Here is a 13,885-nt window from a genome sequence, read left to right on the forward strand (position 1 = left end):
ATTTCCTTGGCTACACTGGCGCCAATCTCTCCTGAACTACTCATAAGGCACTCACAGTATGCAAAACCGCATGATGGTTACCGGCGCAGGTTCGGGTCTCGGTCGCGAAATCGCCCTGCGCTGGGCGCGCGAGGGCTGGCAACTGGCGCTGGCCGACATCAACGACAAGGGCCTGGCGGAAACCCTGGCGATGGTCCGTGAGGCCGGCGGCGATGGCTTCACCCAGCGTTGCGATGTGCGCGACTACAGCCAGCTGACGGCATTCGCCCAGGCCTGTGAGGTAAAGCTCGGCGGCATCGATGTGATCGTCAACAACGCCGGCGTGGCCGGCGGCGGCTTCTTCGAGGAACTGTCGCTGGAAGACTGGGACTGGCAGATCAGCATCAACCTGATGGGTGTGGTGAAAAGCGCCAAGGCCTTCCTGCCGCTGATCGAGAAAAGCCAGGGGCGCATCGTCAATATCGCTTCCATGGCTGCGCTGATGCAGGGCCCGGCGATGAGCAACTACAACGTTGCCAAGGCCGGTGTGGTGGCACTGTCGGAAAGCCTGCTGGCCGAGCTGAAGCCCAAGGGCGTCAGCGTTCATGTGGTCTGCCCGTCGTTCTTCCAGACCAATCTGCTGGACTCCTACCGCGGTCCGACCACCTCGATGAAGTCGCAGTTCAGCAAGCTGCTGGAAAGCTCGCCGATCAGCGCGGCCGACATCGCCGACTACATGTATCAGTGCATCGAGAAGGGCGACTTCATGATCCTGCCACACGAGCAGTCGCGGGCTGCCTGGGCACTCAAGCAGACCAATCCGCAGGCGCTCTACGACGAGATGGAGCAGATGGGTCTGCGCATGCGCGCCAAGATGAGCCAGAACTGATCCAGGCAGGCTCCGGGCATTTCTGTCCGGAGCCTGACGTCAGTAAAAGTTCCCCGTCACACCGCTCTCATCGGCGCAACGCCGAGACCCCGCCGAGCAATTCGCATCTTCGATCCGCATCGCTTCCCCCGGCGCGATGGCCTGTGTTAGAAGGCTGCCTTCGTTCATCAGGAGTGGCTGCGTGGAGTCGGAATCCATCGTCTACGGCTGTATTCGCGACTGGCCGGCCAGTGATACGGCCGAGGCGCGCATGCGCCGTACGCTGAATGCGCGCGAGCTGGCGGCGTTGCCCAGCGGCGACGCCTGGCCCTTCCTCGGTCGGGAGATGTTCTCCTGCTGCGACATCGCCGGTGACGGTCTGTACATGACCCAGGTGATCCACTTTGGCGCGAGCTACAGGGCGGTCGAGTACGAGTGGAGCCTGTGGGTCGAACAGTTCGAGGCGCTGCTCACGCGTTTGTACTGGTCCAGCGCCGTGGTGCATCTGGAAACCGAGCTCAACGGCATGCATACCTTTCGCTGGGAGTCCGAGCAGGGTTTCCACAGCCCCCGCGAGGGTGGCTTGCGGGTGCGCTGTGCCTGGGAACGCGAAGGCAATCTGCGCGGCTGAGTCCGGGCAATGAAAAACGCCGCCTCGATGGGCGGCGTTTTCGTTTGCGGCTGTCAGCGACTGCGCTGACGCAGCGCTTCGATACGATCGTCCAGCGGCGGGTGGGTCATGAACAGCTGGGCGAAGCCGGATTTCTTCGCCGAGTTGATGCCGAACGCGGTCAGGCTGTCCGGCATATGGACCGGCAGGCCCTGCTCTGCCTTCAGGCGCTGCAGGGCGCCGATCATCGCAGCGGTGCCGGCCAGCTGTGCGCCGGCTTCGTCGGCACGGAACTCGCGGCGGCGCGAGAACCACATGACGATGATGCTGGCGAGAATGCCCAGTACCACCTCGGCAAAGAGGGTGGCGATCCAGAAGCCGGGGCCGTGGCCGTCCTCGTTCTTGAGGATCGCCTTGTCGACGAAGTTGCCGAAGATCCGCGCGAAGAACATCACGAAGGTGTTCACCACACCCTGGATCAGCGCCAGGGTGACCATGTCGCCATTGGCGACGTGGCCGATCTCGTGGGCCAGGACGGCGCGCACCTCGTCCGGCGAAAAACGCTCCAGCAGCCCCTGGCTGACGGCGACCAGTGCATCGTTGCGGTTCCAGCCGGTGGCGAAGGCGTTGGCGGCGTGGTCGGGAAAGATGCCCACCTCGGGCATCTTGATGCCGGCCTCGCGGGACAGTTGCTCGACGGTCTGCAGCAGCCATTGCTCGTGGCGGGTCTGCGGCTGGGTGATGACCTGGGTGCGAGTGCCCATCTTCGCCATCCACTTCGACAGCAGCAGCGAAATGATCGAGCCGGCGAAGCCGAACACGGCGCAGAACACCAGCAGGCTGCCGTAGTTCTGCCCGGTGAAGCGATCGACGCCGAGCAGTTTGAGGGTGATGCTGGCGATGACCAGGATGGCCATGTTGGTGGCCAGGAATAGAAAGATGCGCATCATCAGGCGACGCTCTCCAGGAAGCGGGAAGAGGAATGATGCGGGCTATATAAGGGGGGCGCCCAGGCCTTTCAACCGAGCGACCATTTCAAGCTGTGTCGGCCGTGCCAGAGCTTCTCGGTTCGAACAGCAGGCGAGTGAGGCGGGCGATCCGCTCGCTGGAGTGGCTGGCAATGGCCTCGCGCAGCTGATAGGCCAGGGTGGCGTGCACGCGGCGCACGCTCGGAGGCAGTTCCTCGCCGGCATGGGCCAGGTGCGGAATGCTGCGGGTCAGGCGCAGGAAGCCCTTCTCGCTGAGTACCGCCTGGTCGATGGCGTCGTAGGCGATGGTCGACTCGTAGCGCAGATAGCCCTCGTCGGCCAGCCACAGCAGCGTACCCAGGCAGCTCTGGTGGCGCTTGGTCGGCAGGCCGAACTCGTCCGGCTCCTCGCGGCCGATGAGGTCTTCGACATAGATCGCCGCCTTGCGCGGAAATGCCTGGTAGAGCATCAGCAGGGCGCTGGCGGCGTCCTTGTAGAAATCGTCGATCTGCAGATCCATGTGCGCTGGGGCCGGCCTACTGGCTGTAGGTCTTGAGGAAGTTGCCGATGCGGCCGATGGCCTGCTCCAGGTCGTCGACGCGGGGCAGGGTGACTACCCGGAAGTGATCCGGCCAGGGCCAGTTGAACGCGGTGCCCTGGACCACCAGCAGCTTTTCCGAGAGCAGCAGATCGAGCACGAATTTCTCGTCGTTATGGATCGGGCAGATCTTCGGATCGATCTTCGGAAAGGCGTAGAGCGCGCCCATCGGCTTGACGCAGCTGACGCCGGGGATGTCGTTGAGCAACTCCCAGGCGCGGTTGCGCTGCTCCAGCAGGCGACCCGGTGGCAGCACCAGGTCGTTGATGCTCTGGTAGCCGCCCAGCGCCGTCTGGATCGCGTGCTGCGCCGGGACGTTGGCGCACAGGCGCATGTTGGCGAGGATGTCGATGCCTTCGATATAGCTCTGCGCCTTGTGCTTGGGCCCGGAGATGGCCACCCAGCCGGAGCGGAAGCCGGCGACGCGGTAGCTCTTGGACAGGCCGTTGAAGGTCAGACAGAGTACGTCGGGGGCCAGCGAGGCGGTGCAGATATGCACGGCCTGGTCGTAAAGAATCTTGTCGTAGATCTCGTCGGAGAACAGCACCAGGTTGTGCTGGCGCGCCAGCTCGACCATGCCTTCGAGTACTTCCTTCGAATACACGGCGCCGGTCGGGTTGTTCGGGTTGATCAGCACCAGGGCGCGGGTATTGGGGGTGATCTTGGCCTTGATGTCGGCCAGGTCGGGCCACCAGTTGGCCTGCTCGTCGCACAGGTAGTGCACCGGCTTGCCGCCGGCCAGGCTCACGGCAGCGGTCCACAGCGGGTAGTCAGGCGCCGGGATCAGTACTTCGTCGCCGTTGTTGAGCAACGCCTGCATGCACATCACGATCAGCTCGGAAACACCGTTGCCCAGGTAGATGTCTTCGATGGTGATGCCTTCCACCTGCTTCTGCTGGTAGTACTGCATCACTGCCTTGCGCGCGCTGAACAGACCCTTGGAGTCGCTGTAGCCCTGGGCGGTGGGCAGGTTGCGGATCACATCCTGGAGGATCTCTTCCGGCGCCTCGAAGCCGAACGGCGCGGGGTTGCCGATGTTCAGCTTGAGGATGCGCTGGCCTTCGTCTTCCAGGCGCTTGGCATGCTTGAGCACCGGGCCGCGAATGTCGTAACAGACGTTGGCGAGCTTGTTGGATTTGCTGATCTGCATCGATGTGATCCCGAAATGGATGTCGCCACGCGAGCCAGGGGCGGGCCTTGGCACTGATGAGACGCGGGTGACAGACTGGGGGCGAATCATACGTTGCGGCCCGAGCGACGGCCAAGGCCGCTGCGGGCTTTTTTCCTCAAGTTGGAGAGCACAATGAACAGAATCGAGAAGCCGCTGGAGCAATGGCGCGAGGAACTGCCGGACGAGTCGTTCCAGGTGTGTCGGTTGGCGGCTACCGAAAGGCCCTTTACCGGCCGCTATCACGCCACCAAGACGCCGGGCGTCTATCACTGCATCTGTTGCGATACACCGCTGTTCGACTCCCGCGCCAAGTTCGACTCCGGTTGTGGCTGGCCCAGCTACTTTGCGCCGATTGACCCGCAGGCGATTACCGAGCGTGAGGACCTCAGCCACGGGATGCGCCGGGTCGAGGTGCTCTGTGCGCGCTGCGCTGCACATCTGGGGCATGTGTTCGAGGATGGTCCGGCGCCGACCGGGCTGCGCTACTGCATCAACTCCGTGGCGCTGCGCCTGGTGCCGCGCGAGGAGTAGGGTGGATCAGTAATGGATTGTGTGCAATTTAATGTGGCGCTACTATTGCGCCTTTCCCGCAGCTGCTGAGGTGATCGCCATGAGCGACGCGCTTTTCGAAATCCCCTTCAATACCCCGCGTGGCGAGCAGAAGACCCTTGCCGACTTCGATGGCAAGGCCGTGCTGGTCGTCAACACCGCGAGCAAGTGCGGCTTCACCCCGCAGTACAAGGGGCTTGAGGAGTTGTGGAAACGCTATGGCGAGCGTGGCCTGGTGGTGCTCGGGTTTCCCTGCAATCAGTTCGGCAAGCAGGAGCCGGGTAGTGCCGAAACCATCTCCGAGTTCTGCGAGCTGAACTACGGCGTGAGTTTCCCGCTGCTGAGCAAGATCGAGGTCAACGGTTCCGACGCACACCCGCTGTTCACCGAGCTCAAGCGTCGCGCGCCGGGTCTGCTGGGTAGCAAGGGGGTGAAGTGGAACTTCACCAAGTTCCTGGTCGACGCCAACGGCAAGGTCAAGCGCTTCGCGCCGACTACCACGCCCGAGCAACTGGCCGGTGAGATCGAGGCGCTGCTGGAATGAGTCACGTGCTCGAAGGTGATGCGGCGCTGCTGCTGGACAATCAGCTGTGCTTCAAGCTCTACGCGGCCTCGCGGGCGGTGATGCGTGGCTACAAGCCGATGCTCGATGCACTGGGCCTGACCTATCCGCAGTACCTGGTCATGCTGGTGCTGTGGGAGTGGCAGCGCGAGGCGCCGGCGCAGCCCACCGTCAAGGCTCTCGGCGAACGCCTTCAGCTGGATTCCGGCACCCTGACGCCACTGCTCAAGCGCCTGGAGCAGGCGGGTTTTCTACAGCGCCGGCGCTCGCCCAAGGATGAGCGAGAAGTGCATATTGCGCTCAGCGAGGCGGGTAGTCGGCTGCGTGAGCAGGTGCCGGCGCTGCGTGAATCCCTGCTCTGCGCCCTCGGCGAAGACCCCGAAGAGCTGGCCCGCATGCGTGAAGGGCTGGATCGCCTGCTGGAACGACTGGTCTAGGGTTTTTAGCCGACGCACTGGCTCAGGGTACAGCTACCTTCAGTCCATGCCCCTGCCGTGCAGCCAGTGTTCGAGGATCGCTACCAGTTCTTCACGGCGGAACGGCTTGGCCAGGTAATCGTTCATGCCGGCGTTCTGGCAGCGCTCGCGCTCGTCGGCCAGCGCATTGGCGGTCAGCGCGACTATCGGCAGGTTCTGCCAGGCGGGGTTCTGGCGAATTCTGCGGCTCGCCTCGTAGCCATCCATGACCGGCATGTTGCAATCCATCAGTACCAGGTCGACCGCCTCGCGCTCCAGGCACTCGAGCGCTTCGCCGCCATGCCCTGCGACCAGTACGTCATACCCGAGCTTGTTCAGCATGCCCTTGGCGACCAGCTGGTTGACGTTGTTGTCCTCGACCAGCAGCACTCTGGCCAGGCGTTCCTTGCTCGCGTCGTCAGGATTCGCTGCCGCGGTCTCCGGTAATCCGGGCTGCAGCAGGCGAGTCAATGCTGCGTGAAGTGTGGCTCGGCTCAGCGGCCGAGCCAGTTGCTCGAAGGGTGCCAGCGCTGCAACCTGCTCGATGGGCAGGAAGGTGCTGTAGACACTGACCAGCAGCAGAGGCTGGGTGCCCAGCTGGCGCAGTGGCTGAAGCGCCTCGGGGGTGTCGCAGATCAGCAGATCGCAATCGCTCAGACTCTGCGAATTGGCTTCCTCGAGGTGCAGATAGTCGATGCCCCAGGCGGGCAACAGAGCATGCAGCAGCTGATTCAGTCCACTGTTTCGAGCGCATACCGCCGCGACCCGGCCGCCGATGTTCGACAGGCGTTGCGGCGGACGTTGCGCCGGCAGCGGCAATTCCGCGATGAACTCGCTGCCGTGGCCTTCCTCGGAGCTCAGCCGCAACTGGCCGTGCATCGCCTCGCACAGGCGCAGGGTCAGCGCCAGTCCCAAACCGGTGCCGCCATATTGACGGGCGATTCCCGCGCCAGCCTGGGCGAACGGCTGAAAGATGCGCTGCTGCAGGTAGCCCGGGATGCCGATGCCGGTATCGCGCACGCGCAGACGGATGCCATCGGCAGTGGTCTCGAGAAACAGGTCGACACGACCTGCGCGGGTGAACTTGAGCGCGTTGGACAGCAGGTTGATCAGAATCTGCCGGAACCGTGTCGGGTCACCCAGCACCCGTGCGGGAACATCAGCAGCGATCAGGCAGGTGAGTTCCACCTCCGCGGCGGCATTCTGCGACAGCAGGTTCGCAGTTTCTTCCACCAGTGCCGCCGGGTCGAACTCCAGTGCTTCGAGCTCCAGCTGACCGGCCTCGAACTTGGAGAGGTCGAGAATGTCGTTGAGCAGTTCGACCAGCATCTTGCCCGAGTCATGGGCGATGGCGAGCTGCTGGCGCTGTTCGCTGGTCAGCGGGCTGTCCAGCGTCAGTGAGAGCATGCCGAGCAGGCCATTGAGCGGCGTGCGGATCTCGTGACTCATGTTGGCCAGAAAGGCCGAGCGTGCCTGCGCGGTTTCCAGCGCCTGGCTGCGTGCGCGCTCCAGTTCCTCATTGGACTGGGTGAGGCTGCTGTTGGCAGCCTTGAGCTCGGAGGTGCGTGCCGAAACGATGTTTTCCAGCTCGTTGAGGTAGCGGGTCAGGCGCTCTTCGGCCTGCTCGCGTTGGTCCATCTCCGCGGCGATGCTCTCCAGTTGGCGATTGGTGACCTGTACCAGTACGCCGATTTCATCGCGTTCGTGGCCTTTGGGGCAGGGCAGGCGCCTTCTTTGCGGCAGGCGCAGATCACGCTCGCTGATCGACTGGATCACGCCCTTGAGCGGCTTGGTCAGCATGAAATAGAACAGCACCAGCAGGATCGCGGTGAGCCCGAGGGTGCGGGCGAAGCCGGCCAGCAGGGTGAGGCTGGCACGGCGCAGGAAGTTGTAGCCGAAGGCGAAGGTGTCGACCTCGATGCGCAGCCAGCCGAGGGTTTCGACAGGTACCTGGCCGACGAACAGCGCGTCTTCGAACTCCCGGCGCTCGCCGAAGAGGAAGTCGCTGACGACCCGATAGTCGCTCTGCTGGCTCGGACGGCTGGCGCTGGCGAGCTGCACGCCGGCATTGTCGACGATCTCCGCCCGGGTTACGGCCGGGGAGCGCAACAGGCCGGTGACCAGCTCGCGGGCAAGCTCCGAGTCGATGTTGTAGGCGATGCGCGCCGCCGGCTGATGGCTGATTTCCAGCAGCGCGTGGATCTCGCGGTCGATCGATGCATCCTCGCTGGCATAATCGACGCTCACCTGGATCAGGCTGAGCAGGGTGCCGAGGATGAAGGCAATCAGAACTGCGAGGCGGGCCTGTTTGAAAGACAGACGCTGAGTGGGCGAAATATCCATGTAGTGACCGGGCCGATCTCGTATCCGTGCGTCTGCGGCGTAGCATAGCCGATCCTGCCAGGCTGTCTGCCGCAAACTGTGCCGCAAACAAATTACCGAGGAGTGAAGCATGCAAGTGTCCCTGACGGCTTTTCTGGAGAGAGCCGGTTTACTTCTCGACCGTCTCGAGCCGATGTTGCCCCCGCGAGTCTGTGCAATCGACTGGCAGTCGTGCCTGGCGGCGCGCTGGCAGCGCCAGGGCGCGCATGGATGGTTGAAACCGCTGCGGGTCGATTCCGGGTTGCAGCTAGACGATCTGCTGGGTATCGAGCGCCAGCGTGACCTGCTGCTGGCCAATACCCGCCAGTTCGTCGCCGGCATGCCGGCCAATCACGCACTGCTCTGGGGCGCGCGAGGTACCGGCAAGTCTTCACTGGTCCGGGCCCTGCTGATGCGCTTTGCCGGGCAGGGATTGCGCCTGATCGAGATCGAGCGCGACCGCCTGGTGGATCTGCCGCAGGTGGTCGAAAGCCTCGGGGCCTTGCCCCAGCGCTTCGTGCTGTTCTGTGACGATCTGTCATTCGACGCCGGGGAGGCGGACTTTCGCGTGCTCAAGAGTGTGCTGGATGGCTCGCTCGAATGTGCTCCGGACAATGTCCTGCTGTATGCCACGTCGAATCGCCGGCATCTGCTGGCCGAAAAGCAGAGTGACAACGAGAACTGGCAGCGGGTCGACGAGGAGCTGCACCCCAGCGAGGCAGTCGAGGACCGCATTGCATTGTCCGACCGCTTCGGCCTCTGGCTGTCGTTCTATCCCTTCAGCCAGGACCACTATCTGGCGGTGGTGCGTCACTGGCTGGGGCAGATCGCCGAGGCTGCCAATTGCTCCTGGCAGTGGAGCGAGGAGCTGGAGAAGGCCGCGCTGCGCTGGGCGCTGGGGCGCGGCAATCGCAATGGCCGCTGCGCGCAGCAGTTCGCCCGACACTGGGTAGGCATGCAGTTGCTGCAGGCAGGTGGCTGATCAGCAGATCACCGCAGACAGCTTGGCGCATGCTGCAAATCGTCGCCGCAGCAGGTGGCGCTGTTTCCGGCGGCGCCGCTGCTACCAGTTAGCCGATGGTCTCGACCACGTTGTCGTTGGAGTCCTTGACCAGGGTCTTTTTGACCTGCAGTACCACCCCCTTGAATGTGCTCAAGCTGTAGCGGCCTTCCTTCTGCGCCAGCGTCGATTGAATCTCGGCCAGGACGTCCGGCTGGATCTGCAGCCGCAGCCTGTTCTCTTCCATCGAGTAGCTGTTCTGTGGGGCAGGCGCGAACACTACCTTGGCATCGCCACCGATGAGGGCGAATTCCTTGCCGAAGGGCAGCCGGTAGGGCAGCAGGCCGAGCACTTCCTTGACCTGCCGCGCGTCGAGCGCGATCTGCAGTTCGGGTTTTCTCAGGAGTCGCCTGTTCTCGCTCCAGGCGAGCTGATCGACGAATACGTAGCCGGTATTGGCGCCTTCGGCAGCAGCGCCGGCAGCGAGCTTGTCTCGTACATCCCGATGTTCCAGCAGGGATCCGCGATCGAGATCGGTGAGCAGTAGCGGCAGGTGTTCGCTGAAGACATTCAATACCTTCAAGGTGCTCCACTGCTTTACCGCAAGCTCCTCATCATCGGTGATGCCCACGACCTGGAGAAACTCGACATGCCCGTTCGGTGTTGCGATGGGTGGCAGCTCCGGATCATGGGCGAAAACCACGGAACGAATGAGAGTCGGTGAGCCTGATGCGATCGGGCCGTTGGCATTCATGTAGTCCCCGTTGGCAAAGATGTTGCCGCTGTTGAAGACGTAGCGCGCCAGGTTCTGCAGGAAGTTGATGGTCCAGATGGGTGGCTCTGCTGCTTCGGCCTCGGTCTTGAGTCGCATCGTCAGCTCGAATCCCCAGCCGCTTGTCTGTGCATCCTCGGACTCCTTGTCATACAGCTCGGTAAAGCCGTAGGTGACGAAGTGCCAATGCGGAACGGGATCGAGGCGCTTGTAGACGCTGATGCCTCGAAGGGGATCGGGGCCGCCTAGTTCGTAGCTGATCAGGGTGCCGAAGTGCTTCGGCTGCTGGTCCGCATAGAGGGCAGCCAAAGCCTTGTCGATTGCATCCCAGCCTGGCGCTTGCAGGTCTTCTGGTTCCATCAGTCCTCCCGGGGGCGTTGGTCGTTCTGACTACGAAAAAATGCCGGTATCCGTGCCCGTTTCTCGGGCGCCGGCGGGCTATGCGACGGGTTGAGTCTGCGTATCGGGCCGGCCGGCAGCGGTGATCCTTCGCGTCAATACTCGCATCCTGCGACGTCCAATGATTGGTGGACAAGGCTGCGCCGTTGTTCACCCTACGCAGGGCGAGACATTCGTAGGCTGGATGGCCAAGCCATCACTTCGTGGCAAGCGGGTTGCGCGTAGCCAGCCATCACGACCGAGGTAGGGGCGATATACGACAGCCAAGGGGCGCGGTGCCTGGCCCGGTGAGCGAGGCTTCTGGGCCGTCTCAGTCGTAGATGTTCTTTTTCTTCCACTCGTCGTCGCCTTCGATCGCTTCCAGGCCGTCGGCCAGTTCGCTGTGCTCGTCAGCGGAAGGTGCGGTCTGTTGCAGCACCAGTGCATTGGCGCGCTGGAGCTGGCGCTGCAGCAGCTGCATTTGCTGCTGATAGCGCTCCCGGTCGGGCTGCTTGGTCAGATACTGCACGCCGCGCTCGAACGCCAGGCGCGCTTGCCCCGGCTGATTCTGCTGCAGAAATGCCATGCCCATGTTGCTGAACAGTTCGATGTGCAGCAGGTTGAGCAGATGGCGAATTTCGCGGCTCCAGTTCTTGCTTTCCGCGGCGCCGAGAACGCCGATCTGATTGGCGTGCGCGATCTGTCCATGCAGGCCCTCGAGCTGGAAGCGCGCCTCTTTGGCCATGGCTTCATTGAGAATCTGCCGCGGTGGGTTGCCAACCTTGATCGCATCGCCCAGGCCGATCTGGGCCTGCAGCTCCTGCATGCGCGGGCGCAGCGCGGCGTTGCCCTTGTCCAGGGGTAACAGTTGTTCGAGGTAGTAGAGCTGCAGGCGGGTGAGTAGCAGTTTCAGGGGAGGCGACATCAGCTGCCCGGGAAACGCCTCGGAGAGGTTTTCGCAGCGGCGCAGCCGGTCGGACAGGTCTGCCTTGCGCCGGGCCCGTTCGAGTTTGTTGTTTTCGACGATATGGTTGAAATAGCCGATGGCGATCAGCACCACGATGCCGGCTACTACCAACAGGGTTATCAGCAGTGGAGACACCGGATTCACCTCATTGAGCACGGTAAGTCATGCGAGTGTAGTGTCTTACACGCAGGACTCCTAGCCGATCCTCCGATTTGGCCTTGAAGTCGTTGATTTGAAAAATGTTTTCGGCGAGGGTTGACGGTCGTTGAAAGCCTCCATAGAATGCGCGCCACTTCCACGGTGAACTTGAAAGAGAACACTGCGGAAGCCGGAAAAATCTGTTGTAAGTTCCGGGCCGCGTCCCCTTCGTCTAGTGGCCTAGGACACCGCCCTTTCACGGCGGTAACAGGGGTTCGAGTCCCCTAGGGGACGCCATTGCGGGAATAGCTCAGTTGGTAGAGCACGACCTTGCCAAGGTCGGGGTCGCGAGTTCGAGTCTCGTTTCCCGCTCCAGATACAGTGCCAGCATCGCGGCGTGATGCTGGACGAAAAGCCCACACGGAAACGGGTGGGCTTTTTTGTTGCCTGCGAAAAAAGTGCTTGCGGACAAGTGCAGGCGTTGCTCTTGTCCGACTGCTCCGTGCCGCCAGAGGCGACTCAGTGGGCGTGGTGCTGCATGCCTGCGCCCGCTCCAGGGGCGTCCGGGGCCTGCTTGCGCACCATCACCTCGATCTGCACTTCACCGGCTTTCTCGAACTGCAGCGTCAGTGGGAAGCGCTCGCCATCCTTCGCCTGGCGCGGCAGCTCGAACAACATCACGTGGAAGCCCATCGGCGCCAGCCTGGCTTCGCCGCCAGCGGGAATGTCGATGGCCGGCACCTGCTGCATCTTCATCACCTCGCCGACGTGCCGGTGTTCATGCAGCTCGGCCTTGCCCGCCACTGGCGTGCTGGCGCCAAGCAGGCGGTCGCCCTCGCTGCCACTGTTGTGTACGACGAAGTAGGCCGCGGCGGCAGGCGCCACTGGCGGCATCTCGCGAGACCAGGCTTGTTCGATGTGCAGGTCGCCGACACTGTAGTCCTGTGCCTGGGCAAACAGCGCAGGCAATAACAGGCTCAGACCGAGCAGGGTTTTGGTCAGGGTCATGGGGTGGTACCTCCGGTGATTGCGGATGGAAGGGGTCTTCGTGTTCTGCCGCGCAGGCGTCGCCAGCCGAGCACGCTGCCGCTGAGGCAGATGAGCAGGCCGCCGAGGCTGGCCAGCCACATCCACAGGTCCCACAGCGGGCGTTGCTGCAACAGCGGCAACCAGTCCCAGCTGTGCAGCAGGCTGAACAGCCAGCGTGAGCCGCGACGGCTTTCGTCGAGCTGGCTCAGTACCGCGCCGCTGCGCGGGTCCAGGTGCAGCCAGGTCTGTGCCGGATCGTTGAAGCGTACCCGCAGGATCGGCAGCGGTCGTTCCAGATGGCCGAGCATGCTGTGTTCGCTGCGAGCGTAATAGTAGAAATCGTACGCCGTCAGCTGCTCGACCTGCGGGGAGTCGTGCGGGCGGATGGCTTGTGCCGCGCGCAGCAGTTCGGCATCCGGCAGTCGCTGCAGGGGCGCGCTGCCATCCATTGCAAGCAGGGCGCTGGTACCCTGGGCATCGATGCCGAGCAGGTAGCCCCGTCCACCGACCAGGCGCCAGTGCAGCTCGCTTGGCTGCAGACCGTGCTGCTGGAATACCTGCAAGGCTTGGCCGGCGGGCAGGGGGAAGGCTTCGGCGCGCAGCTCGCCGCCCTGGTAGGCAGAAATGTCCAGGGGCGTGGCGTTGTCGAACAGCCGCCACGGGTTCATCGACATCAGTCCGCTGAAGATCCAGGTCAGCGCCAGCAGGCCGAACAGCAGGCCGCCGATGTGGTGCCAGCGCGCCAGTCCCCGATAAGGGCTGCGCGAGCCGCTGCGATAGGGTCGGACCAGGCGCCAGCGCAGGGTGCCGACGATGATTCCGAGCAGGGTCATCAGGGTTGCAGCCAGCGCCAGGTAGATCACCAGATCGCTCCACCAGCGATCCAGCACACCGCCGCGCAGCGGGTAGAGCCAGTGCAGCCAGGCACCGACCCAGTTCCAGGCGCGTTCCGTGGCGCTGGCATCGCGCACCACCTCGCCGCTGCGGCTGGAGATGTAGAGCAGCGTGCCGTTTTCCAGCTCGACCCGATGCAGCGGCCGCTCACCATCCAGTGCCCGCGAATGGCTCCAGGCGTCCTCGTTCACCAGGCCGCGATAGTGCATGGCCTGCTCGCCACCGAACTGCCGGGCGGCGGCCAGCGCGTCCACTTCGCCTGCCGCTTCCAGGCGCTCGCCGCTGCGCGCATCCACGGCGATGCTGCGCGGACCGTAGCGCAGCAGGTAGCGCGGCGTACCGGCCACCGTACTCAGGCGGATGGCGCTTGGCGGTTGCGCTTCGCCACTGGCTGCCAGTGCCTGCGAAAGCGGCACGCAGCAGCCCTCTGCCGACAGTGGCGGCAACTGCGCCAGGTGCTCACGCTGGGTCAGCTTGGGATAGCCGACGTAGAGCATCACCAGACCCGAGAAGAACCACAGGACCATCAGCAGGCACAGGCCGATGCCGAGCCAGCGGTGCCACAGATAGAAATGGCGTTTCATGC

The 13,885-nt window shown here is 63.5% G+C and carries 14 protein-coding genes and 2 tRNA genes; 8 read left to right on the top strand and 8 right to left on the bottom strand.

Annotation, left to right across the window (positions count from 1 at the left end; all coding sequences use genetic code 11):
- Positions 1–58 precede the first annotated feature (58 nt).
- Positions 59–868, top strand: a complete 810-nt coding sequence (locus DBO85_RS14325; protein WP_108107946.1) for an SDR family oxidoreductase — start codon at positions 59–61, stop codon at positions 866–868.
- 181 nt (positions 869–1,049) lie between these two features.
- The gene (locus DBO85_RS14330; RefSeq protein ID WP_108107947.1) at positions 1,050–1,478 is read left to right on the top strand and encodes a hypothetical protein; all 429 of its coding nucleotides are present in this window, start codon (positions 1,050–1,052) and stop codon (positions 1,476–1,478) included.
- Between the two features lie 53 nt (positions 1,479–1,531).
- Here DBO85_RS14330 and htpX read toward each other — a convergent pair whose 3' ends face one another.
- The 3 genes from htpX to DBO85_RS14345 form a co-directional block, all read right to left on the bottom strand.
- Positions 1,532–2,407: a protease HtpX gene (gene htpX, locus DBO85_RS14335; protein WP_108107948.1), complete on the bottom strand. Its 876-nt coding sequence runs from the start codon at positions 2,405–2,407 to the stop codon at positions 1,532–1,534.
- Positions 2,408–2,492: 85 nt separating this feature from the next.
- A complete protein-coding gene (locus tag DBO85_RS14340; protein WP_108107949.1) occupies positions 2,493–2,945 on the bottom strand; it encodes a hypothetical protein in 453 nt (150 codons plus the stop codon).
- 16 nt (positions 2,946–2,961) lie between these two features.
- Entirely contained in the window at positions 2,962–4,173 is a 1,212-nt protein-coding gene (locus DBO85_RS14345; RefSeq protein ID WP_108107950.1) for a pyridoxal phosphate-dependent aminotransferase, read from the bottom strand.
- Between the two features lie 153 nt (positions 4,174–4,326).
- Between DBO85_RS14345 and msrB the strand changes: the two genes are divergently transcribed.
- The 3 genes from msrB (at position 4,327) to DBO85_RS14360 (ending at position 5,742) form a co-directional block, all read left to right on the top strand.
- The gene (gene msrB, locus DBO85_RS14350; protein WP_108107951.1) at positions 4,327–4,725 is read left to right on the top strand and encodes a peptide-methionine (R)-S-oxide reductase MsrB; all 399 of its coding nucleotides are present in this window, start codon (positions 4,327–4,329) and stop codon (positions 4,723–4,725) included.
- A 79-nt stretch (positions 4,726–4,804) separates the two neighbouring features.
- Complete coding sequence (locus DBO85_RS14355; RefSeq protein WP_108108358.1) at positions 4,805–5,287, top strand: glutathione peroxidase; 483 nt, start codon at positions 4,805–4,807, stop codon at positions 5,285–5,287.
- Positions 5,284–5,742: a MarR family winged helix-turn-helix transcriptional regulator gene (locus DBO85_RS14360; protein WP_108107952.1), complete on the top strand. Its 459-nt coding sequence runs from the start codon at positions 5,284–5,286 to the stop codon at positions 5,740–5,742. The genes DBO85_RS14355 and DBO85_RS14360 overlap by 4 nt, the downstream gene beginning before the upstream one ends.
- A gap of 39 nt (positions 5,743–5,781) precedes the next feature.
- Here the strand turns inward: DBO85_RS14360 and DBO85_RS14365 are convergent, their stop codons facing one another.
- Positions 5,782–8,103 (bottom strand): response regulator, encoded by a 2,322-nt coding sequence (locus DBO85_RS14365; RefSeq protein ID WP_108107953.1) that lies wholly within the window; start codon positions 8,101–8,103, stop codon positions 5,782–5,784.
- A 109-nt stretch (positions 8,104–8,212) separates the two neighbouring features.
- Between DBO85_RS14365 and DBO85_RS14370 the strand changes: the two genes are divergently transcribed.
- Entirely contained in the window at positions 8,213–9,103 is an 891-nt protein-coding gene (locus tag DBO85_RS14370; RefSeq protein ID WP_108107954.1) for an ATP-binding protein, read from the top strand.
- Positions 9,104–9,191: 88 nt separating this feature from the next.
- On the opposite strand, the gene DBO85_RS14375 is transcribed toward DBO85_RS14370, so the two are convergent.
- Positions 9,192–10,253 (bottom strand): suppressor of fused domain protein, encoded by a 1,062-nt coding sequence (locus tag DBO85_RS14375; protein WP_108107955.1) that lies wholly within the window; start codon positions 10,251–10,253, stop codon positions 9,192–9,194.
- A gap of 349 nt (positions 10,254–10,602) precedes the next feature.
- Entirely contained in the window at positions 10,603–11,373 is a 771-nt protein-coding gene (locus DBO85_RS14380; protein WP_108108360.1) for a hypothetical protein, read from the bottom strand.
- A 224-nt stretch (positions 11,374–11,597) separates the two neighbouring features.
- Between DBO85_RS14380 and DBO85_RS14385 the strand changes: the two genes are divergently transcribed.
- Positions 11,598–11,673 (top strand) — tRNA-Glu (locus DBO85_RS14385).
- A 2-nt stretch (positions 11,674–11,675) separates the two neighbouring features.
- Positions 11,676–11,751, top strand: a tRNA-Gly gene (locus tag DBO85_RS14390).
- Positions 11,752–11,895: 144 nt separating this feature from the next.
- Here DBO85_RS14390 and DBO85_RS14395 read toward each other — a convergent pair.
- Positions 11,896–12,384: a copper chaperone PCu(A)C gene (locus DBO85_RS14395; RefSeq protein ID WP_108107956.1), complete on the bottom strand. Its 489-nt coding sequence runs from the start codon at positions 12,382–12,384 to the stop codon at positions 11,896–11,898.
- Positions 12,381–13,883, bottom strand: coding sequence for a PepSY domain-containing protein (locus tag DBO85_RS14400; protein WP_108107957.1), 1,503 nt, complete (start codon positions 13,881–13,883; stop codon positions 12,381–12,383). The genes DBO85_RS14395 and DBO85_RS14400 overlap by 4 nt, the downstream gene beginning before the upstream one ends.
- Between the last annotated feature and the right edge of the window lie 2 nt (positions 13,884–13,885).

Origin of the sequence: Pseudomonas mangrovi (assembly GCF_003052585.1) — a bacterium.
Taxonomy (GTDB): Bacteria; Pseudomonadota; Gammaproteobacteria; order Pseudomonadales; family Pseudomonadaceae; genus Aquipseudomonas; species Aquipseudomonas mangrovi.